General features: G+C 55.3%; 18 protein-coding genes. 11 read left to right on the top strand and 7 right to left on the bottom strand.

The genetic code is table 11. From position 1 onward, the window contains the following. Positions 1–3915 carry an ELWxxDGT repeat protein gene (locus SYN9616_RS16570; protein WP_071991450.1) on the bottom strand — a complete coding sequence of 1305 codons (3915 nt, stop codon included), beginning with the start codon at positions 3913–3915 and terminating at the stop codon, positions 1–3. A 218-nt stretch (positions 3916–4133) separates the two neighbouring features. Here SYN9616_RS16570 and SYN9616_RS0110510 point away from each other — a divergent pair, with 218 nt between their 5' ends. The 4 genes from SYN9616_RS0110510 to SYN9616_RS0110495 all read left to right on the top strand — a co-directional run bounded on the left by SYN9616_RS0110510 (position 4134) and on the right by SYN9616_RS0110495 (position 9085). After that, positions 4134–5072 carry a hypothetical protein gene (locus SYN9616_RS0110510; RefSeq protein ID WP_028953043.1) on the top strand — a complete coding sequence of 313 codons (939 nt, stop codon included), beginning with the start codon at positions 4134–4136 and terminating at the stop codon, positions 5070–5072. Further along, positions 5072–5761, top strand: coding sequence for a PilN domain-containing protein (locus SYN9616_RS0110505; protein ID WP_028953042.1), 690 nt, complete (start codon positions 5072–5074; stop codon positions 5759–5761). The genes SYN9616_RS0110510 and SYN9616_RS0110505 overlap by 1 nt, the downstream gene beginning before the upstream one ends. Next, a complete protein-coding gene (locus tag SYN9616_RS0110500; RefSeq protein WP_028953041.1) occupies positions 5758–6543 on the top strand; it encodes a hypothetical protein in 786 nt (261 codons plus the stop codon). Before SYN9616_RS0110505 ends, SYN9616_RS0110500 begins: the two co-directional genes overlap by 4 nt. Before the next feature lie 97 nt (positions 6544–6640). Further along, a complete protein-coding gene (locus SYN9616_RS0110495; RefSeq protein WP_232200335.1) occupies positions 6641–9085 on the top strand; it encodes a type II secretion system protein GspD in 2445 nt (814 codons plus the stop codon). Positions 9086–9106: 21 nt separating this feature from the next. On the opposite strand, the gene SYN9616_RS0110490 is transcribed toward SYN9616_RS0110495, so the two are convergent. Beyond that, on the bottom strand, positions 9107–9907 hold the full coding sequence (locus SYN9616_RS0110490) for a pentapeptide repeat-containing protein (RefSeq protein WP_028953039.1): 801 nt from the start codon (positions 9905–9907) through the stop codon (positions 9107–9109). Between the two features lie 48 nt (positions 9908–9955). Here SYN9616_RS0110490 and SYN9616_RS0110485 point away from each other — a divergent pair, with 48 nt between their 5' ends. Continuing rightward, the gene (locus SYN9616_RS0110485) at positions 9956–11020 is read left to right on the top strand and encodes an aminotransferase class I/II-fold pyridoxal phosphate-dependent enzyme (protein ID WP_028953038.1); all 1065 of its coding nucleotides are present in this window, start codon (positions 9956–9958) and stop codon (positions 11018–11020) included. Here the strand turns inward: SYN9616_RS0110485 and SYN9616_RS0110480 are convergent. Further along, on the bottom strand, positions 11002–12078 hold the full coding sequence (locus tag SYN9616_RS0110480) for a glycosyltransferase (RefSeq protein ID WP_028953037.1): 1077 nt from the start codon (positions 12076–12078) through the stop codon (positions 11002–11004). The two genes, SYN9616_RS0110485 and SYN9616_RS0110480, sit on opposite strands and share 19 nt — an antisense overlap. Before the next feature lie 57 nt (positions 12079–12135). On the opposite strand from SYN9616_RS0110480, the gene SYN9616_RS0110475 reads away from it, so the two are divergent. Continuing rightward, complete coding sequence (locus SYN9616_RS0110475) at positions 12136–12873, top strand: hypothetical protein (protein ID WP_232200323.1); 738 nt, start codon at positions 12136–12138, stop codon at positions 12871–12873. Positions 12874–12888: 15 nt separating this feature from the next. Here SYN9616_RS0110475 and SYN9616_RS0110470 read toward each other — a convergent pair whose 3' ends face one another. Then, positions 12889–13785 (bottom strand): NAD(P)-dependent oxidoreductase, encoded by an 897-nt coding sequence (locus SYN9616_RS0110470; RefSeq protein ID WP_028953035.1) that lies wholly within the window; start codon positions 13783–13785, stop codon positions 12889–12891. Positions 13786–13864: 79 nt separating this feature from the next. On the opposite strand from SYN9616_RS0110470, the gene SYN9616_RS0110465 reads away from it, so the two are divergent. Then, positions 13865–14305, top strand: a complete 441-nt coding sequence (locus SYN9616_RS0110465; protein ID WP_156918761.1) for a hypothetical protein — start codon at positions 13865–13867, stop codon at positions 14303–14305. A gap of 70 nt (positions 14306–14375) precedes the next feature. Here the strand turns inward: SYN9616_RS0110465 and pgk are convergent, their stop codons facing one another. Continuing rightward, positions 14376–15584, bottom strand: coding sequence for a phosphoglycerate kinase (pgk, locus tag SYN9616_RS0110460; RefSeq protein ID WP_028953033.1), 1209 nt, complete (start codon positions 15582–15584; stop codon positions 14376–14378). Positions 15585–15650: 66 nt separating this feature from the next. Between pgk and SYN9616_RS0110455 the strand changes: the two genes are divergently transcribed. Genes SYN9616_RS0110455 through SYN9616_RS0110445 form a run of 3 tightly spaced genes read left to right on the top strand, consistent with a single transcriptional unit; the run spans position 15651 to position 17895 of the window. Further along, complete coding sequence (locus SYN9616_RS0110455) at positions 15651–16037, top strand: universal stress protein (RefSeq protein WP_028953032.1); 387 nt, start codon at positions 15651–15653, stop codon at positions 16035–16037. Further along, positions 16034–16900, top strand: coding sequence for a ribosome biogenesis GTPase YlqF (gene ylqF / locus SYN9616_RS0110450; protein ID WP_028953031.1), 867 nt, complete (start codon positions 16034–16036; stop codon positions 16898–16900). Before SYN9616_RS0110455 ends, ylqF begins: the two co-directional genes overlap by 4 nt. Beyond that, a complete protein-coding gene (locus SYN9616_RS0110445) occupies positions 16897–17895 on the top strand; it encodes an RluA family pseudouridine synthase (protein ID WP_028953030.1) in 999 nt (332 codons plus the stop codon). Before ylqF ends, SYN9616_RS0110445 begins: the two co-directional genes overlap by 4 nt. Here the strand turns inward: SYN9616_RS0110445 and SYN9616_RS16145 are convergent. Further along, positions 17886–20468, bottom strand: a complete 2583-nt coding sequence (locus tag SYN9616_RS16145; protein ID WP_051411012.1) for a glycoside hydrolase family 9 protein — start codon at positions 20466–20468, stop codon at positions 17886–17888. The two genes, SYN9616_RS0110445 and SYN9616_RS16145, sit on opposite strands and share 10 nt — an antisense overlap. Positions 20469–20688: 220 nt before the next feature. Here SYN9616_RS16145 and SYN9616_RS17990 point away from each other — a divergent pair, with 220 nt between their 5' ends. Then, a complete protein-coding gene (locus SYN9616_RS17990) occupies positions 20689–20868 on the top strand; it encodes a hypothetical protein (RefSeq protein ID WP_232200321.1) in 180 nt (59 codons plus the stop codon). A 1-nt stretch (position 20869) separates the two neighbouring features. On the opposite strand, the gene SYN9616_RS0110425 is transcribed toward SYN9616_RS17990, so the two are convergent. After that, positions 20870–21544, bottom strand: coding sequence for a response regulator transcription factor (locus SYN9616_RS0110425; protein WP_028953029.1), 675 nt, complete (start codon positions 21542–21544; stop codon positions 20870–20872). Positions 21545–21567: the final 23 nt, after the last annotated feature.

Below are 21567 nucleotides of genomic sequence, written 5' to 3'. Positions count from 1 at the left end.
TCAGATGATCTTGAAATCAGATTCTGTTAAGTCAGGTCCGCCTTTCAAGATGGCAAATAACCCAGCATTTTTTCCATAGCCGGATTGGTCATCATTGCGATCAAAATACAACTGTCCCCTGGGTTCGAAGTAGATGAATTGACTTGGCTGTGATTGCTGAGCCTTGAGCTGTCGGATGGATGACACGGTGACGAGGTCGATACGTTTTCCACTCTCCTCAAAAATATCTCTGTCCAGATGAATCTGATCTCCATCACTGGGCCTGAAGTTAATGATTTGATCGGCCTTATTTTTGCCAAACTCCTTGGGAAGGTTGAAGACAAATTCATCCTTTGTTTGTTTTATTGCGCGCATGCTGCGCGATCCTTTCCTTGCTTGGACGACCCGGGCAACTGAGTTTGAGTAGCTGGATTCACTAAGGCGCCAGAGCTCGCGCCCAGTTTTTTCGTTGATTGCAGTGAAGTAAATGGAATCATCCATGCCTGTGATATCTCTTGGTGAGGAATTTTTTGCCCCTGGGTTGATATCTGTCAGGCGTTGTGTTCCGACGTCTGTCCCATCGCTGACCCAAAGTTCTTCGCCATTCACACCATCATCAGCACTGAAATAAATGACATTTCCGATCGCCGTAAGCACGGTAGGATCAGAGCTGCCAGGCCCTTCATAAATGTCAAGTACCAGCTTCATGCTGTCGACAGGTCCTCTCGATATCCAGAGCTCTCTTCCGACTGAACTTCGGGTTGAACTCGCCTCTGAATTTGTGGCATTAGACACGTCGTCCGACTGGTTTTCTGCTGGAATTTCGTTTCCAATCTGGATTGATGTTTGGGCTGTATAGAACAACTGATCCGGGGTGGCCGTCAGTTCCTCAACATCGGAAAAAATCTGTAGAGATGAGATTGGTGAGAGTTTGTTCGTCCCCCCTGTGCTGCCATTGCTTGTCCACACTTGTCGACCACCAAAATACGATTCAGCTGTGAAATAAAGATCATCCTTGAAGATTGTCAGATCTTTGGGATTGGAGCTGAAGCCGCCTGGATTGATATCAAGAAAGAGATTGGTGCCACTTTTAGTGCCGTCGCTGACCCAGAGCTCTCGGCCGTAAATATTTCCTTCAGCTGAAAAATAGACATTGCGATCAAAATTTATTAAATCTCTTGGAAGTGAGCCTGAATTCGAATTGATGTTTTTAAGTTGGTTTGGCTTGTCGTTTATTGGATCAAATTTCCAAAGTTCCTGGCCGTCTTGACCATTGTCTGCAGCAAATAGTAAAGCTCCATCCAGAGTCGTCATGTTGGATGGATTTGAACTTGATGCACCGGGATTAATATCTGCAACGCGTTTTGTCCCATCTTTTATGCCATTGCTTCTCCAAAGCTCTACCCCTTTTTGGCCATCATCTGCGGAGAAGTAAAGGCGCTTATTAAAGTTGATTAGATTCGATGGTGATGAACTTTTCTTTCCTGGGTTGATATTTTTGATGAGTCGGGTTGATGCCGAAGAGCCATCGCTCGCCCAAAGTTCAGATCCTGATTTGCCGTTGTCGGCTGAAAAGAAAAGGCTCTTATTGAAGAGTTCCAATCCAGATGGATTGGAACCGCTCCGGCCTTTGCGAATGTTGCTCACCAGAGAAGCGGTCTTCCCTGATTGGTTATCAACATCCGAATCCGTTGCCCCATCGTCGATAATGATTTCCTCAGTATTGATGTCTTCAATGACTTCGCCATCACCGGGGCCACCTTCTCGCTCGTCTAAAACTTCGACATAGATGTATTGATCAGAGGAAAGATTGGATGATGAGTCCGTTGCACGAACTGCAACCTCGTAAATATTATTACTTCCATTGTCTTTAGGACGCTCATAATCGGGGGGTTGCTTGAAGAACAATTCACCCTTCTTTTTCATCTTTTTTTGACTGAAAAGTTTACTGTCTAGGCCGCCATTGATTTTCCATTGCTCGTTGTCGTCGTCATCAGTGGTAAATCGATAAATAAACGTTTGTCCTTCACTTATGCGAATTTTGGAGCTCCCAGAGCCAGGCCTTCCTGTTGGGCCTTTAATGGATGGCCCGAGAGTCCATAATTCACGACCTAGAAAGCCATCGCTGGCGCTGAAAAATAGGACCTGGTCGCTGTTGACCAATTTCCTTGGATCACTGCTTGATGGCCCTGGAAAAATATCCGAATAACGTTCCGGCTTGGCATTTTTTTGATCGAGTGGAAGTCTCCAGATTTCGATGCCTCGTTCTCCATCGTTAGCCGTGAAGAACATCGAGCTTGAATTTTTTTGATTAGAGAGTGTCTGTACAAATGTAAAGTTGTCGGGTGATGATGATCGACCACCAGGATTGATGTCTGCAATGAATTGTCCTTTTGTGCCACTGGCCGACCAGAGTTCGCGCCCTAGATCTGATTTCGATGAATAGTAAAGCTGTTCATTGATATTGGTGAGATTCTGTGGGTCTCGTCCAGCTGATGAGACGAATTTTGGTTTTGGGACCCTACCTGAGGACTGGAACCTGCCAACGGAGGATTCGATGGCATAAAGCTGACGCCCGGAATCATTCGCTGCTGTGAAGTAGAGCGTGTCACCAACTACAGTTAATTCCTCCGGTGATGAGCTCGTTATACCTGGCCTGATGGCATCACTGATCAAACTGGCATCTGAACCGTCATCATCGACGGACCAGAGTTCGAAACCATTGACACCATTATTAGCAACAAAAAATAACCGGTTTTTGAAGGGAGTTAGGTTTCTGGGAAACGAGCTTGACGAGACTTGGTTCAGCCAGTATTCACTGTAAGGTAATGTATAATTTAAACTGCCATCGGTTGGTGTGCCAAACTCGTTGCGTGAGTCAGCGTAATATGTACCATCTTTTGGTCTGTAGATATCATAGACATTTGTGTTTAAATTAATTGGCCGTGTCCCACTTTCAGTGCCATCACTGAACCAGAGTTCTGTGCCACCAACGAGAGCACTTTCTGATGCGGCGAGAGACTCACGAGAGTAAAATCTGCTCGAGTCTGCGGTGAAGAATAAGTTACCGTTGAGTGAAGTTAGTTCCTGAGGGTATGAATCTCCGACGTACGTTTCTGTTGTCAGAATGGCCACTTGTTCTGGTCTGCTGATTGGTTCACCTTCTGCATCCAGAACAGGGGCTCCGTTAACGATATAAGGAACAGCTTCTGTTGTAATTTCTCGGTCTAAAATGTAAACATCTGGAATGAGATTTCTGAAGAAACGAGTGCCAACACCTTTGCCCTCCCGACGCCAAAGTTCATATCCATTTTGTTCTGGATACTTGCCATCAGGTGCGTCGTAGGCGCTATAAAACAGGACGCCATCCAGTGCAAACAGATCTTGTGAGAAAGACTTGTCAGGGCCTGGAACAAGATCCTTGACGCGTTTTGTTCCACCCTGGGTTCCGTCGCTCTCCCAGATCTGGAACTGACCTCCAACTTCAGCGACAAAATAAAGTTGTCCGTTCGCTTCGACTAAGTTGCTTACGGAGTCGAACGATTTAAGTAGGATTGTCCCTCCTTCCGATCCATCGCTTTTCCAGAGGCCACTTGGCTTTGATCCTGATTGTGTTGTACCTGCCGTGTCTGATTCCTGAGTTAAAGATTCACCGGAATCTGATTCCTGAGTTGTTGATCCACTGGAATCTGATTCTGCTTCGGTTGCATCTCCGTTCTCGGATTCACTCTCATCTGATTCTTCAGGATTGAGTTCGTTTTCTTCACTTTCTGTTTCATTTCCATCAGAGGTTGGAACATTTATGCTAGTATTTTCGTCCGTTGAAATATCGTTAAGTTGATCCGCTGCAAAATAGACGATACCATTAATTGATACTAAATCCCTAGGAGAAGAGCTCCCGGAAGGATTGATATTTTTAATTAATCTTGCTGACATTAACTTTCAGTTTTTGTTGTAATTTGTCTGAATTTTAAAGTTCGGGGTGGCTTTATGCAATGGCTCTGTCTGGTCGACCAATTCAATAATCGTCACGGAGTTGTGCTTGCGTTTTGGTTTCTAATGAGCGATTTCTGAGCCTTGGATGAGAAGGAAAACCTTTCGTAGCTTTTTCTTTGCGCTCAGCTCGATAAGCTTGTTCGGGTGAATCAATCAAATTGCCATCACTGTCTTTCGGTGAGCTTCCACAGGTTCAAAGCCTGCAAGCGTCTTGGAGGCGCCTGCTGCGTGCCCAGCGTGTTCTTGTCGCCATAACTGACAGCAGTCTTTTCTGCTCCTGGATGACCTGTGATGAATGGTTCTGGCGTAGTGGTTCGTTGCCTCCCGATTGTTGTCGTGAAGGAGTTCCGCTTCAACCGGAGGTCATCGGTGATTTTCTTGGTGAGCTCCTCCAGGATTGTGATCTTCCTGGAGCGCAGATCGAGCTGGTGCTGCCACTCCAGTCGTGTCGGTGGCGGTTGTTCGAAGCTGGCTTGAACGATTCCATCCAATCTGTTGAATCAGCTCGTGCCTACCTGGCTGGGCTGGATGATTCACTTGATCCTGGCAATCTCTATGTCTCCACGCTTGGTCTCGGCGACGACACTCTGGTGATCGGTGTCGTTAGAAGTGTCCTGCAGGCCTGGATTGACGTTGTTGAGGCTGCCGATGTCCCTCTTCGCAGGGTCGAGTGGAGTCTTTCGTCTGCGTTAGGTGCTTTGCAACGTTCAATGCCTGATGATTGGTTCGGTGATCTGGCTTGGATGATTCAGTCCTCGGGTCAGCCTGGTTGTCGTCTTTTGCTTCTGCGAGATGGCATTCCAGAAGTGGATCAATCCATTCGATCGAATGATGATGCAGTGGAACTGTTCAAAACCACAGTGCAGGCCTGGCGCAAACTAAAAAGCCAAAAGAATTTGCCTTTTGGCTGGTTAGCGACTGTTGCAGAAGAGAAGGTGGTCGATCCTGCTCGATTGATGAATGAGACAGCTGCTGATCGTCACTTGGTCTTGGATAACAGCTGGACTGCTTCTCCCCTGATGCCGGAGCAGGAATCGGGGGGTTTGGACCCCTTCATTCGTCTGGCATTCGCGGGATTGTGCGTAGGGCAGAGCTGATGGCATCGGTCCCACCAGTTGAGTCTGTTGATTTGCTGAGTGAACGTCGAGCCGAGCTCGGCGTTTTGCCAGAGCCGGTTGTGATTGAACCGGCGCGTGCCCTGCTTCTGAAAGGGGGCTTGACCGGCCTGGTTGTTTTGATTCTCTGCTTTGGCGCCTGGTTCTGGCTGATGCGCCAGGCAGACAGTTTGCAGAGCGAGGTCGATCGCCTACAACCCTTTGAGGCCCGCCTCCAGGGCGCCAATCAACGGTTGACGTCGATCAAAGCCAAAACCAAAGCTCTTGAGAACGACTCGGCACGGATTTCAGCTCAGCTGGTGTCCGTTCGATCGGGCTCAGCTTTTCTGCAGCAACTGCGTCAGGTCACCCCAGATGGTGTGCAGCTCACCAGCGTTAGTGTGCTTCCTGATCAGGTTTCCTTGACCGGACTTGCTCGCAGTTCCCCAACGACCGGTGCTTTTGTACGAATCAATGCTCTGGCTCTGAATCTTGAGTCATTGCCAGCCGTTCCGGATCAGGGTGCCAGGGTTGAGCTGGCCAGCACTGAAGACGATGGCTTAACGGAATTCAGCATGTCTGTTGCGATCGATTCATCGGTTCGGGCATCACCAGCTGAATTGCGCGCACTGGGTGCTGAGGGCCTTGCTCGTCGTTATGAACTTCTGCGCCAGAAAGGTTTTGACGGATGACCAACCTTTCTGGAGCATCTAAACGAGGTTGGTTTACGCGGCAGCGGATTTTGATCGCTGTTCCGCTGTCGGCGGGAGCGATTGCTTCTGTGGCTGTTTTTCTTTTTGGAATTCGTTCCGCCCATAGCCGCGTCGAGGAGCTGCGTCAACGGCTTGACGAACTACGGCGTCTTCAAAGCTCATTGCCAGCCATTGAAAGGGCGATCGCCTCAGCAGAACAGACCCAAAAGCAGGCAGAACAACGTCAGGCTCTGTTGGTGGATCTGATTGCCGACAGCGACAGCATTCAAACCGTTCTGGCTTTGTTGAACCGCGAGTCCATGGCATCAGGCGTGATGCTGATGCAATACGAGCCAGTTGCTTCCACTCCAGCTTCCAGCTCGTCTGCTTCCGATGCCCCTGAGCGTCAGACCAAGCAAAACCCCAATCAGAAGGGCGCCGACGCCAACTCCGAGTCTGGTGATCCACTGGAGACGTTGGGCTATCGGAGGACGTCTATGGCCCTGCGAGTGACTGGTGGCTATGGCGCATTGCTGAATTTCCTTCAGCGTGTTGAGCGACTGCAAGTGTTGGTGGAAAGCAGCGATCTCGAACTGGAAGCGGTCGACCCGCCAGGTGGGGATGAGTCGGAAGCCAAGCTGAGCGGTATCGCCGAAACCGATCTTCGTTTGAAGTTGACGTTCTACGACCGCCAGGCTCCCGTTGATCAGATAAAGACCACGGATCCATCCAATTCCGATCCTGCAGCCGGAGCTGGCTCTGCAGGAGAGGCTCCCTTCTGAGGCTGGTGGTGGGTCGTTCTCATCGATACCATCCAATCAACCATGCTCATCGAGTCGCTCTGGCGTGCTGTTCCGATCTCAGAAGCGACTGTGTTCATTGGCTCTCGTTGTCGGTCTGGCGATGGCTACAGAAGCGGGGCCTTTTGCAACCGCGCGTTCCGCACTGGCGCAGCAGACCGATTCGGTTCAATTGCGCGTGCAGCGTCTGGACGACACCGTCGACATTGTCATCGCTGGTGTCGGTTCCGGGGCTCGCGTAGTTGAGCAACAACAGGACTCCTCAAGCTGGCGTGGGCGTCTCAGCACTTCGTCAGGACGTTTGTTCCATTCCGGAACCCAGCAGTTGTCGATGCCCGATGTAGGGCTTAAAAGCATCCAGCTGGATGGTTCAGGATCCAGATTGGAATTGCTGATTCAGGCAGATACAGGTGTTTCGTTGTCATCGCCTCGGATCAGCTCCAACGGTGAGGATTTGATCGTCCGCTTCGCAGGATTGGGGACTTCCAGTGTTGTTCGTCAAACAGGACAGTTGGATTTACGTCGGCCGGGGCGCGTTGCTCAGCCCACCTATGTGCCGCCGATGCAGCCTCGCGCCATGGCTCCTCCTGTTGGTGATATGGCGGTTGGCACCATGCTTATCAGCAATCGTAGTTTCGTGAATGTGACCGGACCACCGGTCACGTTGACGCTGAACAATGCTCCTGCCAAAGACGCACTGATGTCCCTGGCTCGACTGGGAGGTTATGGATTTGTGTATGTCGGTGATCCGGATCAGTCCACGACGGCGGACACAGAGGGTTCATTCGGTCGTCCTGTAAGCATGGCTTTTCGAGATGAGCGTTTTGATCGGGCGTTGAACAGTGTGCTCATGGCATCCGGACTCCAGGGAAAACTGGATGGACGCACATTGTTAGTGGGGACAACAGTGGCGGCCAAAACGTTTGGTCCGCAAATGTCCAAAGTGTTTCGTTTAAATCAGGTTGGTGTTGAAGGAGCTGCGCAGTATCTCGCCAGCCTCGGTGCTGCGATGACCCATGTGAAAACCATCGAGATCACAACAGGTGAATCAGAAACCGTAGGGTCGTCACAAATCAGCAACAATGCGTCCCAGACGAGAAATAGCATTACCGAGACCGAAACCTTTGGCAGTGCCACTGGTCCATTGCTTGGATTAAGTGGTGTCACTAATTCACGTCTCAATACAGTAACGCTTGTAGGCGATCCGTCCCTGATCAGTGTTGCTGAGTCCTATTTGAAGCAGCTTGATCTGCGTAAGCGCCAAGTGGCTGTCAAGATCCAGATTCTCAGTGTTGCCTTAAGAAATAGTCAGACCATCGATTCTAGTTTCTCGGCGCGAATGGGTGACACCTTTGTCGTAAGTCAGAACGGTAATGCCCATCTCAATTTCGGTCGTTACAAACCTGGTAATACGGCAGGAACAGGGGGGTATGACCCTTCTGGTGACAACTATGGAGAGCCTGGTGCTTACCAAGGAAAAGTTCCCCGGGTTCCAGCCCAGACGGTTGTCAATCCTGTTGAGGCTGGTCAACGAACAGTTGATGCCCAGATCGCTCAGCAAACGGCGAACTCAGCTTTTGTTGAGGCTCAGGAGTATGTGACCAATGCGGATGGCGAAACTGAGCTGGTTCCCAAGTTGGATGATCTTGGACGTCCGATTTATGTGCCAAGCACCAATCCAAATGCTGCGCCGCAATTGGTTCCTGTTTACGACAGCAATGGTCAGCCGATTTATGTGCCAACGACAGATCCATCGTCGGCTCAGACCCTGGTTCCTGTGTATGACCAAAATGGTCAACCCGTTTATGTACCGTCAACAAACCCAGCAACTGCTCAGACGCTGAAGCCCGTTTATGACAAAGATGGGCGGCCTGTTTATGTTCCAGGTCAAGATCCCTCTAAGTACCGTCAGCCTGACAATTCTTTTTACGCTTATATCGAGTCGGTGATTATATCTGGTGCAGCAAAAACACTCTCTCAGCCAACGTTGCTGGTGCAGGAAGGGGAGAATGCCACAGTAGAAGCCGGAACCAGTTTTATTACAGGAGTCTCGAAAAACGTCTTGGATAATGGCAATGAAGAATTCGCGAATACACGTGAGAATGCTGGCCTGACCGTTGCTCTTGATGTATTAAAAATTGATGACAATGGTTTCGTTACGATTAATTTAAAACCTGTAATTTCTGTTGCTGAATCGGCTGGAGAGCAGGAAGGAGTTCCAATTTTCAATATTAATAAACGAAGTCTTAGTTCCGGTAATGTCAGGTTGCGAGACGGTCAGTCGTTGATCCTCACCGGCGTGATTTCGGAAACCGATAATCAGGAGTCTCGGAAATGGCCGGTTCTGGGAGACATCCCGATTCTGGGGCACTTGTTCCGCAGTTCGAGCTCTACTCGCAACAAAGACGAGCTTGTCATCATTGTGACCCCAACTGTCATCGACGATGAACAGGGGGGCACCTACGGCTATGGCTACCGACCGGCCACCCCCTCGTCACGTCAACTCCTGCGCACGGGCGGTTGATCACTGAGGAATGGTTGATCGCTAGGGAATCATCGGCATCAGTGCTTTCAGAGCGACTGGTGCCAAAGCCTGCGCAGCCGAGAGTGCTCCACTGAGCAGGGCTGAGCCCAGGCCGTTGCCCGATGCTCCGTTCTGTTGTGGCTTGTCGTAAACACGCTCGCTGGCCAGTTTCAGTTGTTCAGCTTTGATCTGATCCCCGCTGGCGGCAAACAGTGTTCCGGCGTAGGCCAGGTCTTTTGCGGCGAGTGCATTTTTCCCTTGTTCTCCTCTGCTGAGGCCACGGGCCACCCAGCTCAGAGGCTCTTCCGGATTTTCGAGGATGGCTGCGCTGAAGAGGCGTTCGGCTTCCGGCCAGCGTCCTTGCTGAGCTGCATCGACGCCGGCGTTGTGCAGGCCTGCATGGCTGCGAATTCCGGTCTGAATGCCCTTGGCGCCTTGCCAGTGGCTTTGCTCTAGTGCGTCGTTGTCGAGCAGGGCTCCGCTGAGATCCGCGTCCCGTAGATCCGTTCCGTACAGGCGGCTGCCGCGCAGATCGGCGCCGCGCAGCGAAGCGCCACGCAGGCTGGTGAAGCTGAGATCAGCCTTGCTGAGGTCTGCTCCATCCAAACGGGCCTGGCCGAGGTTGGCTCGCTGCAGCTGTGCTCCGCTGAGGTCGGCATCGCGCAGGTCGGCATGGACAAGATCCGTGTCCGCCAGCCGGCATGCGGGGCAACGTCGCTCCTGCAGAACGCGGATGAGATCGACCGCAGAAGACGTCTGGCTTTGTGCTGGTGTAACCCACGTCGCAATCAGGACTGAAATCAGCAGGCCTCTTGGCGGCATGGCTGTGGGCGACGCTGGAGATGTACTTGTGTTGTATCGGGAGCAGGGATGGCCGTCGACCTGCGCCATGGCGGTAACCGTGATGCGCTTGCCGAACAGCTCGGGTGCCGGCCGGAGCAGTTGCTCGATGCCAGTGCATCGCTCGTTCCCTGGACCCCTTGGTTGCGTCTCAATACCAGGCAGATCCTTCGGGACTATCCCGATCGCAGGCAGCAGCGCCTGCGCCAGGTGATCGCTGATGTCCACGACCTCGATCCGGAACAGGTTCTGGCGGGGAATGGCGCTGCTGAGCTGTTCACCTGGGCTGCACGCGATGCCGCCTCTGCTGGTCTGAATGTGCTTTTGGCACCTGGATTCGCTGATTACTCCCGTGCCTTAAGCACCTGGCAGGCAACAACCCGCCACAGGGTGATGCCACTGCGCTGGGCAAGCGCTTTTCCCCAGGTGTTCCCGGATCCAGGCTCCGGCGATGTGCTTTGGCTCTGCAATCCCCACAACCCCACGGGGCAGCTCTGGAGCCGAAGCTCCCTGGAGCTCTTGCTGGATCGCTTTGCCCTGGTGATTTGCGACGAGGCTTTTCTGCCTCTCGTTCCCCAGGGCGAGCAACATTCGTTGATTTCACTCGTCGCTGACCATCCCAATCTGGTCGTTATTCGCAGTCTCACCAAGCTCTTTGGGATCGCCGGTTTGCGCTTGGGCTATGCGATTGCGGCACCAAAGCGCCTGCAGCAATGGACCGACTGGCGGGACCCCTGGCCTGTGAACGGTCCAGCTGCATCCGTCGGCGTACAACTCATGGGCAACGGCGCTCGTTATGAGCGATGGAGCAATCGGGTTCAGCGCTGGACAGCCCGTGAAGGCCTCTGGATGCAGCAACAGCTGGCGGAATGTCCGGGACTTGAGCCAATGCCATCCGCGGCCAATTTTCTCCTGATCCGGTCCGAGCGTTCATTGCTACCGGTCAAGGAGTCGTTGGAGCAGCAACATCGCATCCTGTTGCGTGATTGCCGCTCATTCCAGGGCCTCGATGACCACTGGCTCAGGATCAGCCTGATGCAACGACAGGACAACCGCAGAATTCTGAACGCGCTGCATCAGACGATCAGGGCTTGAACAATGGCTGCAAGATCCTGATCGGCCTGGCGCACGGCGAGTCTCTTCATGCCGTCTTGCATCAGCGGCAGCGGATCGCTGAACGAACTTTCGTGATTTAAACGCCGGGCCAGCAGTCGCTCGAGGCTGTTGGCAAGCGCCTGGTGTTCCGGTTCATGCTGATGCACGATCACGGCACCGCCGAACTCTGCTGCGCAGGCGGCATTGGCATCCTGATGTCGATCTGCTGCCTGGGGGAACGGCACCAGCACCGCCGGTGTGCCGCAGACCGCTAGTTCGCTCACACTCCCTGCACCTGCTCGACTGATGGCGAGATCGGCATGTTGAAGCAGGCCCGGTATCTCATCGCTGAAGGGTCGTTCCGCCAGCAGGGGATGCTGGACGCCTCCCACATCAGGGTCATTGCGGCCGGTGAGGTGGACGACCCGGCAACCTCGCTGCAGCAGGTTCGGAAGAACCGCTCGAACCATGCGGTTCAGGCCGACAGCCCCCTGACTGCCACCCATCACCACCAGGAGTGGACCGGATCCTTGGGGAACCCATGCCGGCATCGGCTGGGTCTCCAAAAAGGCCTTTCGAACTGGAGTACCGGTCATTTGCGGTCGACTGCCCGGAATCCGTTCTGCTGCGGCCGGCAGGCCAACGGCCACCACATGGCAGAAACGCCCAAACAGTTTGGTGACCCGGCCTGGAATGGCATTGGATTCATGCAGGACCACCGGGCATCCACTGAGACGGGCGCCGAGGATGGCCGGTGCTGCGATGTACCCACCTGTGGTGAACACGGCCTTGATTCTGTGTTGACGGATTAGTTGGCGCACAGCAAAACCGGCGCCGATCAGACGAAACAACTGAATCAATTTGGTGAGCCCGCGTCCCTGCAGACCACCTGCCTGGACGGTGATCAGGTTGTACGTCTCAGGAACAAGGCTTGTCTCCAGGCGATCGGGCACGCCAAGCCAGCGGATGCTCCAGTTCTCAGGTATTGCCTCAGCCAACGCGAGCGCTGGAAACAGATGCCCTCCGGTGCCGCTGGCGGCGATGAGAAGCCTCGTCATGCCGCGGTCATCCCCATGGAAGCCGCTTAACTTAAGGCGGTTCTCGGGATCCAACTGGTGCGTTTCCCAGTGCAGGCAGCTGCCGCTTTTGCTCTGAGCGCGTTTTTGCTGCCGGTTACAGCTCCTTTGGTTCGAGCTGCCGATGCTTTCAACGCTCGGCTGGAAACAGCCTTGAACGGGGTGGATGCCGGTGCCATCGATGCGTTGGTTGATCCGGCCACGCTGCCTGGTCTGTCAGCACGCTTGGCCCGCTTCAAAAAGGAGTTTCCCGACGCAAGCTGGACAGTGCGCAGTGTTTCCAGTGATGGCTCAGGGCGTCAGATCCTGGAGGTGACGGTGCGTGGTGAGCGCCGTTCAGATGGTCTGAGGTATCGCCTTGTGGGAAGTCAGCGGCTCGCGGTTCGCCTTGAGGCTGATCGCCTGCTGGCCGAGGAACTGCTGGCTGAACAGACGTTGCTGCGCAGCGGCGAAACAAGTCTTCCGATCACCCTTGCGATCCCCGATGCGGTGCTCACGGGCAGCCGCTACGACGTGGACGTGATTGTGGAGGAACCCCTGGGGCAGGCAATTGTGGCGGGCGGTCTGCTCAGCCTCACACCAGCTCAGGTGGAACAGCAGATCAGCCCCAACCTCTCGCTTGAACCCCTTGGTGGCGGTGGTCTCTTCAAAATGGTGCAGGCCCCTCAGAGGCCTGGTGTGCAGAACTGGGCGGCGATGCTGGTGCATCCCGACGGTGTCGTGACGATTACGAAGCGGGTTCGCGTGGTGAGTGATCGGCGGGAGCTTGCTCGCTAGGCCACTTCCCGCTGTTTACGATTCTTCTGGCTTTCCGGCCTGATCCAGCCAGCGGCGCAGACAGGAAACGTCTTCTGCTCCATGGCCGTTTGTCATCAGGTCTTCCTCCATGGTTCGAACCTTGGTTGCGATCGGCAGGTTCAGATCGACATCAGCAGCTGCCTGGAGTGCGATTCCAAGATCCTTGTGATGGAGCGCCAGGCGGAATCCCAGCGGATAGTGCCCCTCCAACATGGCGCCGGATCGATGATTGAGAGCCCATGAGCCAGCGGCGCCATGGCGTAGTGCATCGACCACAGCTGGCATCGGTAGTCCAAGCCGTTCTCCAAGAGCCAATGCCTCGGCGACGGCGACGTAGCTTCCTGCCACGAGAACTTGGTTCACGGCTTTCACCTGCTGCCCACTCCCCACGGGGCCGAAGTGATGGATGGTGCCGCCGATGATGTCCAGGACAGGACGCGCCCGCTTGAGATCGGAGGGTTCTCCTCCAACGAGAACGGTGAGTGTGCCGGCCTGTGCCCCCTCCGTGCCCCCGGTGACTGGCGCATCGATGTAGTTGACCTTCTGGAGCGCCAGCTGGTCTGCGGCAGCTCGGGAGGTTGATGGGGCGATCGTTGAGCAGTCCACCACGAGACTGCCCTCCGCCAGGGTTTCGGCAGCACCGCCTTGACCGAACAGCACCGTGTTGACGGCGGCGTCATCGCTGACGCACACCACCAGAACATCGACGCCACAGGCGGCTTCCGCAGCTGTGGCGCATCCCTGGCTGCCCAGCAGAGCAGGATTCCGTTCCGCTTTTCGACTCCGCGTGTGCACATGGAGAGGGAAACCAGCGCTGTTCAAATTCACCGCCATTGGCAATCCGAGCGCGCCGAGACCGACCATTCCGAGACGCAAGTCAGATCTGGTCATGTTTTGGAGGGAAATCGATCAGATCTTCGCCCCTTGCTGTCGTCAGAGTGTGAACGGTTTGATCTGGAGATTTTCTTTCATGCCTAAGCGTCTTTTCACCGGCAAAGCGTTGCGTCGTTCCGCTCTGCTCGCATCGGCGGCTGCCATCCTGGCCGTTGGTCCAATCAGTGTCGTTCGTGCTCAATACATTTACGACGATGGGGGCGACCTCTCCATGCGTCGCGAAGCGCGCTTAACGCCGGAACAACAGGAAGAGCTGTTCCGAGCCAAAAAATCCTGGAAACGTCAGAGTTTCAATCGACGGATCTCCATTCTGGAGAAGGAAAAACGCTGCATTGGTCAGGCGAACAATCTTCAGTCCTACAAGGGCTGTGTTCAAAAGAAGCGGGAGTCCCGTCGTGCCCTCAATGCCGACTACCGGGCCTACATCAATCCTGTCCGTCGCCAGGTTGGGTTGCCCCCAATCGAAGACAAACAGAAGGGGCGTCAGAAGGGCGATCGCAAGGGTCGTCGCGCTTGACGGCGCCTACAGAAAGGTCCGCTCCTGATTCAGGAGCGGACCAGTGGTCAACTTGAGACCAGGCCTCTGATCAAGCAGCGTCGTCGAGAGCAGCCACTCCAGGAAGGACCTTGCCTTCAAGAAGTTCAAGGCTGGCACCGCCTCCCGTTGAGATGTGGGACATCTTCTCGGCCAGGCCTGCTTTCTCCACGGCAGCCACGGAGTCGCCACCACCGATGATCGTGCAGCAGCCCTTTCCGCTCAGTTCGGCCAGGGTTGTTGCGATGGCATTGGTTCCAGTGGCGAATTTGTCGAATTCGAACACACCCATGGGGCCATTCCAGATCACGGTCTGGCAATCGGCCAGGGCAGCCTGGAAGACCTTGATGGCATCAGGACCGATGTCCAGCCCCATCCATCCATCAGGGATGGCTGTCACGTCGGCGATCTGACTGTTGGCGTCAGGCGCAAAGTTGTCTGCCAGCACCACATCCGTCGGCAGCAGCAGCTCCACACCTTTTGCTTTGGCCTTGGCTTCCAGTTCCTTGGCCAATTCGAGCTTGTCCTCTTCCACCAGGCTTTTTCCGACCGAGAGACCGCGTGCTTTGTAGAAGGTGAAGATCATGCCGCCGCCGATCAGAACCTTGTCGCACTTGTCGATCAGAGCCTCAAGCACACCGATCTTGGAACTCACCTTGGAGCCACCGACGATCGCAGCAAGGGGACGCTTCGGCTCGTCCACAGCGCCCTGGAGGTACTGAAGTTCCTTTTCCATCAGGAAGCCAGCGACAGCAGGCTTGAGGTATTTGGTGACTCCTTCGGTCGATGCATGGGCACGGTGGGCGGCGCCAAAGGCATCGTTCACATAGACATCCGCCAGGCTTGCCAGCTTTTCGGCGAAGCCGGGTTCGTTCTTCTCCTCCTCGGCAAAGAAACGAACGTTCTCCAGAAGCACCACATCGCCATCGTTCATGGCAGACACCTTGGATTCAGCGTCTGCACCGATGCAGCTGTCGGTCTTGGTGACGGTCTTGCTGAGCAGGTCGCTGAGGCGAGCTGCCACAGGGGTCAGACGCATCGACTCCTTCACCTCACCCTTGGGACGGCCGAAATGTGCCGAGAGAATCACTTTGGCGCCCTTGCTGATCAGGTCCTGAATCGTCGGCAGGGCCGCTCGAATCCGGGTGTCGTCGGTGATCGCACCGCTGTCATCGAGGGGCACGTTGAAATCAACCCGCACGAGGACGCGTTTGCCTTTCAGATCGCCGGCGTTGAGGCTGGCCAGGGAACGCTTCGCCATGGGGTTGTGTCGTGCGGTATGAAAACGGGAGGAGGTTAACCCGTGCTCCTAGCCAGAGGCTCCGACATGTTTGAGACCGTTTTGTTCCCGATCGAACAACGGAACCAAGCCCTGGAAATCGTTAAGAAGGTGATCAGCTTCGCTGAGGAGCACGCATCCCGTCTTTCACGTCTGTCGCTGGTGGGAGTCCAGGACGCTGCTGAAGGAGGGTTGTCGGAAAGCCTTGTCCAGTTGCTTCAACGGACCCTGACGGCTGTGGAACATGTGGGAGTCCCCTGTGCGGTCGTGGAACGGCCCGCTTGCTCAGCGCTCGAGATCTGTTCTCTGGCCACTGAGTTGAATGTGGATGTGATTGTGATGGGTCTTCAAGGCTTGAATCCTGCTCAGGACATGGACAGCACCGCCTTGAAGGTGATCGAGCACTCGGCTTGTCCGGTCTTGGTTGTGCCGTGACCACCCCATCCATTCAGTGGTATCCAGGGCATATCGCGAAGGCTGAACAGCAACTCAGCCGCAATCTGGACAAGGTGGATCTGGTGATCGAGGTGCGTGACGCCCGCATCCCGATGGCGACCGGTCATCCCCATCTGGATCGTTGGGTGAAGGGCAAACAGCACCTGCTCGTGATCAACAGACGGGACATGATCACAAATCGGGCTCGCGAGATCTGGGAGCAATGGTTCAAAGCTCAGGGGCAACGCACGGTCTGGTGCGATGCAAAGGCGGGGACTGGCGTGAAGCAGGTTCAGCAGGCGGCCATCCGTGCTGGTGATCAGTTGAATGCGCGACGCCGTCAACGGGGCATGCGCCCTCGCCCGGTGCGGGCTCTCACGCTTGGTTTCCCCAATGTCGGCAAGTCAGCCCTGATCAACAGACTGGTGAAACAGAAAGTGGTCGCCAGCGCCCGTCGCGCCGGGGTGACCCGAACCCTCCGCTGGGTGCGTCTTGGCCAGGATCTGGATCTGCTGGATGCGCCGGGTGTCCTGCCCCCACGGCTTGATGACCAGCAGGCCGCGTTGCATCTGGCTCTTTGCGATGACATCGGCCAGGCCGCCTATGACGGTGAACTGGTGGCACAGGCTTTCCTCCAGCTGTTGCTCGACCTGCAGGGACGGGAGGAGGCCGGCGTGATGCTCAACATTTTCGACAAGCGGTACGGCATCCCTTTATCCGGGGAGACGTTGCATCCTGCTCTCTGGTTGGAAGCGTCATCAGAGCGCCATACCTCTGCCGATACGGGTCGTATGGCCCAGCGTTTGCTTGATGATTTCCGTCGCTCGGCTCTCGGCCGGATTGCCTTGGAGCTGCCTGGATGAGCGCAAGGAGTCGAAGAGCGGAGCCGCCGGAGCTGTTCACCCAGGGATTCGGAGAGGGGGAGGGGGAATTGCTGACCCTGATCTATCCCAAGCCGTTGCCGATGCGATTGGACCGCTGGTTGGTAAGCCAGCGAAGCGAGCAAAGCCGTGCCCGGATCCAGAAGTTCATCGACGCTGGTTATGTCCGTGTGAATGGAACGACAGGGAAAGCCAAAACCCCTCTTCGCCAGGGAGATCAGGTTCAGCTCTGGATGCCGCCGCCGGAGCCGCTGCCTTATTTGAAGCCGGAGCCCATGGATCTGGATGTGCTTTTCGAGGACAGCCACCTGATCGTGATCAACAAACCGGCAGGATTAACGGTGCATCCCGCGCCAGGAAACAAGGACGGCACCCTGGTTAATGGCTTGCTCCATCACTGTCCGGATTTGCCTGGGATCAGCGGCAAACTGCGGCCGGGGATCGTTCACAGACTGGATAAGGACACCACCGGTTGCATCGTGATTGCCAAGTCTCAGGAGGCTTTGGTGCGGTTGCAGGTTCAGATCCAGAAGCGGATCGCTTCAAGGGATTACCTCGCCGTTGTGCATGGCGTTCCCGGTGGAGACAGCGGCACGATTGTTGGAGCCATTGGCCGACATCCAGTCGATCGGAAAAAATATGCAGTGGTGAGTGGTGACGCCGGTCGTCATGCCTGCACCCACTGGAGCTTGCTGGAACGCTTTGGTGATTACTCCTTGATGCGTTTCAAGCTCGATACGGGTCGCACCCATCAGATTCGGGTGCATTGCGCCCACATGAATCACCCCGTGGTGGGCGATCCCACCTACAGCAGGTGCCGCAGGCTGCCGATCGAGATGCCTGGTCAGGCGTTGCATGCGGTTCAGCTGGGACTGAATCATCCGATCAGTGGGGAACGGATGGTGTTCGAAGCTCCCTTGCCCCCCGTGATGGAGAAGTTGATCGGGATCTTGCGGCGACGTTCGGATCAGACCTGATTGAGGTAGGCGAGTGCACCTGTCAGGCCAGCGTTGTAGTCGATGGCGACTTCATTGCTGATGTAGTCACTGCGGGAGTCGGTGTAAGACAGGTCGTCGGGCGCCGTTGGACCTCCTACCAGAGCTCCTTCCAAGACATAGGCATTCGGCTGATTGTTGTTGAAGTTCTCCCAGCCCACGCCTGAGGCGGCTCGATGATGGGGCTGCTGCGGATAATTCATCCCGTACCCGACCAGGTAACTCGATTCCCTTGGGTTGTCTCCAAGGATGTAGTCGATGCTTTCGGAAGCCAGTGCGCTGTAGCGACCGTCGGGATCAATCAGTTTGTCGGCGACTTCAGCAGCGAGCATTGCGGTGTTGGCCGCGTAGCGCAGAGATCCCCATGAGCTGATGTGGCGCAGGTTTCCATCCGTCAGATGGACTCCATTGCTGCCACTGACCCAGCTGTCGAGCCAGCCACGAACGTCGGAGAGGCTGCCAGCGGATTCAGCATCCTGCGCCAGCAGAACGGCTGTGGCGTAGGACGCATCGTCCCAGTTATGGGTCCAGCCGTTGTTGAGACCGCCGATCTCCTTTTGATAGAGATCGACAGCTCTGGAGCGATAGGTGTCACCATCTCCCCCCTGTGCATCCACTGCCCTGGCCAGCCAGGCTGCTCCGTAAGCCAGTTCATCGTTGTAGCCGCTCCATGAGTTGTAAAAGCTCTGAACGCTCTTGATGGAGTCGGAATATCGCCCTCGATAGCGATCAGCAAATGTGAACAGAGATTCCGAGGCCTCAAGCAAGGTGTCGGCATATCCGGAGTCTCCCGTCTCTCGAAACAACACGGATGCGGAGGCCAGGGCCGCAGCACTCGCCGCGGCGACATCGCTACCCGGGTTGTCTGGTGTGACGGCCAGCGCCGGACGTTCAACCGTTTGTTGTTCCGGTGCGCTCCACAGAGCATGGTCTGCCTGCCCATCTCCAACCTGTGCAATGAAGTACGTGGTTTCTCCGATGGCATTAGTCCCCTGTGCCTTAAGCAAATAGTCCGTTCCCCATCGGACGGTGTTCAGCAAGGCATCCATCTGGTTGCTGTTGGCGTAACCGTCAGCAAAGCTGATTCCGCTCCAGGCCAGGGTTGAAAGGGTCGAGGCAAGGGGTAGACCGAACTTCACGTGATCGCCGGCATCGTGATACCCACCGGTGAGATCAAGGTTGAGACCAACCTGCAGGTTCTCCGCTGTCGCATCGCCGAAATAGATGCCGTCTTGCCCATCACGCAGCCCGGAATCCCCACGCCAGGGGACACGGTTGGTTGATTCATCAAGGTCACCGGAGCGGTTGGCGTCGTAAAACAACAGCGAAAGCCCCAACGCCTCGCTGTAATCAGCAACAGGTTTGGGTGCTGGTGGTGGTTCTGGTTCTGGTGCTGGTTCCGGTTCCGGTTGAGGTTGAGGTTGGGGAGTTGGGGTTGGGCTGGGAGCAGGCTGGGGTTGGATGGGGCTGTCATCAGCCAGCAGCAGTGAGGCATCGAGCTGTCCGTTCTGACCAATGTCGACCTGCTGGGTGCCGTTGAAGCCGACGGTGACTGACTGTCCGGGTTTGATCCGTCGTCCCCAGCCCGTTCCGGACAAGGTGTGGCGGAAGCGGCCATCGCCGAGATCAGTGGTTGAAAGGCTGGCTCCCCAGGGATCACCGCTGATGGTGTGGGGGCTGGTGAAGCTCCAGGTCCAGTCGTTGAGTCGCTTGTCGGAGGTGTTGGTGAGGGTGATGTCAGCGGTGAAGCCGTTCCACCAGAGATCACCGTTGATCTGAACGTCGAGCGTGTTGTCGTCTGGTTGAGGTTGAGGTTGAGGTTGAGGTTGAGGAGAGGGCTGTGGCTGAGGAGATGGATCGACTCCGTCAGGGCCTGACCCCGTGGGATCGCTCAGCGTCACCATGCTCTGGAAGTAGTCGATCACCACAGAATCAGGAACTTCAAGAGCCGGCCATTGCGGCCAGTCGAAGGTGTCGTTCATGAATGACCTGGTTTGGTCATGGCTCAGCACGGTGAGGTGGTTCACGTCGTGAGCAATGGCACCCCCTTCAATGGTTCGCCATCCATGGGCTCTGGAATGCATCCAGCCGCCGTAGTGGGGTTCCATCCTCAGGGTGTTGATGAAGGCTTCGATGCCTCCATGGGCTTCGAGGTGTTCGATGAAGCCGTCTTGATCCACCCGTCGGGACAACGCCAGAACATCGGCTGGATCGCCAAGTCGTGCCAATCGTTGAAGATCGGCCAGCAGTTCCGGATGAAAGGCCTGATCGGCAATCCAACCGACCTTGGCACCCTGCATGGCGTACCAAAGCCCCACTCCTGCTTCGTCCTGTCCGGAGGCTGTGGTGTTGTTTGTCAAACCCGAAGCGAAAGCCCATCGCCCCACGTCTTCAATCGAGACTGGCTTCAGGTTGAGAAAGTTACGCAGCTGGTTGTAGGCCAGCACTGCCTCTGTGGTGATGGGTGTACGTCCACCCATGAGTTCTGCGTGGGTGGTGTGTTGACTTCCACCAAGAGCTCCGAACTCAGTAATTGATACAAACGTTTCCTGCATGGGAAACAGATACGGACGGTCTTCCCCAACCCTCAGAGAAGCTTTGCTTTATCTCAATCCTTCAGCTGTCGTGTTTTTGGAAGCATCTTCGATGTCAGAGATCGACGACGCGACTCACTCAGATGCCGCTGGCCACCCAGCAATCTGACCACTGAATTTGCTATTGACTGGACTTTTCTGCGGTGATGCTTTTCATGGTGCATCGCTGTGGTTTTTATCCATGGTTATCCGCGTTCGTTGTCGACGGTTATGGGTTTCCGCCTTGATGCGGTCTTTGCGGAACGAGGTTTTCCCTGTACCTCTTCGTCGCCATCTCATCGTGGTGGATCAGCCCAAGGTTGTGGAACTTCCTCAGGCTGTTGATCTCCACCAGGCCGTTGATCTTCCCCGAGCTGCCTGAATCACCCTGCCAGTAATCCCATCCTCAGCCCAGCAACCGCTGCACCGGTTCTGCTGCGCACATCCATTTTTCTCATTAACGATTGGAGGTGATCACGCACTGTGGTGGGAGCCAAATAGAGACGCTCCGCCACTTCGCGGTTGCTTAATCCTTCAGCGACCAGGCCCAGTACTTCCAGTTCGCGATCACTCAGAGGTTCTGTGTTGGCCGAGCTTAATCCGTCTGCTTTGGAAAGTTCCGGATCCACAAATCGCTGATTGCGGTTGACGGCTTTGAGAGCCTGTTCGAGGACACAGGTATCCCTCCCGATGTTGTGATCGAGCACCACGGCAGAGATCGATGGATCGTTGATTCCGTCGCGATTGAGATCATGGTTATGGGTCAGGATCAGAACGCAGCGATGGTCCAAGCGCGACGTGCTGAGCGTTTGGACGAGCTCCAGCCCCAATCCATCCGCGAGATGTTCTGTGATGAACAGCACTGATGGGTTCTGGTGTTGGTTCACATGCGCGAGGACCTCGGCGCCTTTGCTGCAGTTCAGTCCCGGGAAAGCGCAGTTCAGTTCCGTGAGTTCGTTCACGGTCTCGAGAGCGACCAGCTTCGGGTACGTGCAACTGATGACTGATCGGTGATGGATCAGCTGACTGAGTTCGGTGAGAAAGGATTTGAAGGACATGACCAGCTGCCACCCCTGGAACC

Origin of the sequence: Synechococcus sp. CC9616 (assembly GCF_000515235.1) — a bacterium.
In the GTDB taxonomy this organism is placed as follows: Bacteria; Cyanobacteriota; Cyanobacteriia; order PCC-6307; family Cyanobiaceae; genus Parasynechococcus.
The sequence above is the reverse complement of the archived record's forward strand: the minus strand, read 5'-3'. Positions and strand labels throughout refer to the sequence as shown.

Excerpts from the sequence above, each read along its gene's own strand:
- SYN9616_RS16570 (WP_071991450.1), bottom strand. The coding sequence starts at position 3,915 with ATGTCAGCAAGATTAATTAAAAATATCAATCCTTCCGGGAGCTCTTCT.
- SYN9616_RS0110505 (WP_028953042.1), top strand. The coding sequence starts at position 5,072 with ATGGCATCGGTCCCACCAGTTGAGTCTGTTGATTTGCTGAGTGAACGT.
- SYN9616_RS0110500 (WP_028953041.1), top strand. The coding sequence starts at position 5,758 with ATGACCAACCTTTCTGGAGCATCTAAACGAGGTTGGTTTACGCGGCAG.
- SYN9616_RS0110490 (WP_028953039.1), bottom strand. The coding sequence starts at position 9,907 with ATGCCGCCAAGAGGCCTGCTGATTTCAGTCCTGATTGCGACGTGGGTT.
- SYN9616_RS0110485 (WP_028953038.1), top strand. The coding sequence starts at position 9,956 with ATGGCCGTCGACCTGCGCCATGGCGGTAACCGTGATGCGCTTGCCGAA.
- SYN9616_RS0110480 (WP_028953037.1), bottom strand. The coding sequence starts at position 12,078 with ATGACGAGGCTTCTCATCGCCGCCAGCGGCACCGGAGGGCATCTGTTT.
- SYN9616_RS0110470 (WP_028953035.1), bottom strand. The coding sequence starts at position 13,785 with ATGACCAGATCTGACTTGCGTCTCGGAATGGTCGGTCTCGGCGCGCTC.
- SYN9616_RS0110465 (WP_156918761.1), top strand. The coding sequence starts at position 13,865 with ATGCCTAAGCGTCTTTTCACCGGCAAAGCGTTGCGTCGTTCCGCTCTG.
- pgk (WP_028953033.1), bottom strand. The coding sequence starts at position 15,584 with ATGGCGAAGCGTTCCCTGGCCAGCCTCAACGCCGGCGATCTGAAAGGC.
- SYN9616_RS0110455 (WP_028953032.1), top strand. The coding sequence starts at position 15,651 with ATGTTTGAGACCGTTTTGTTCCCGATCGAACAACGGAACCAAGCCCTG.
- SYN9616_RS0110445 (WP_028953030.1), top strand. The coding sequence starts at position 16,897 with ATGAGCGCAAGGAGTCGAAGAGCGGAGCCGCCGGAGCTGTTCACCCAG.
- SYN9616_RS16145 (WP_051411012.1), bottom strand. The coding sequence starts at position 20,468 with ATGCAGGAAACGTTTGTATCAATTACTGAGTTCGGAGCTCTTGGTGGA.
- SYN9616_RS17990 (WP_232200321.1), top strand. The coding sequence starts at position 20,689 with ATGGTTATCCGCGTTCGTTGTCGACGGTTATGGGTTTCCGCCTTGATG.
- SYN9616_RS0110425 (WP_028953029.1), bottom strand. The coding sequence starts at position 21,544 with ATGTCCTTCAAATCCTTTCTCACCGAACTCAGTCAGCTGATCCATCAC.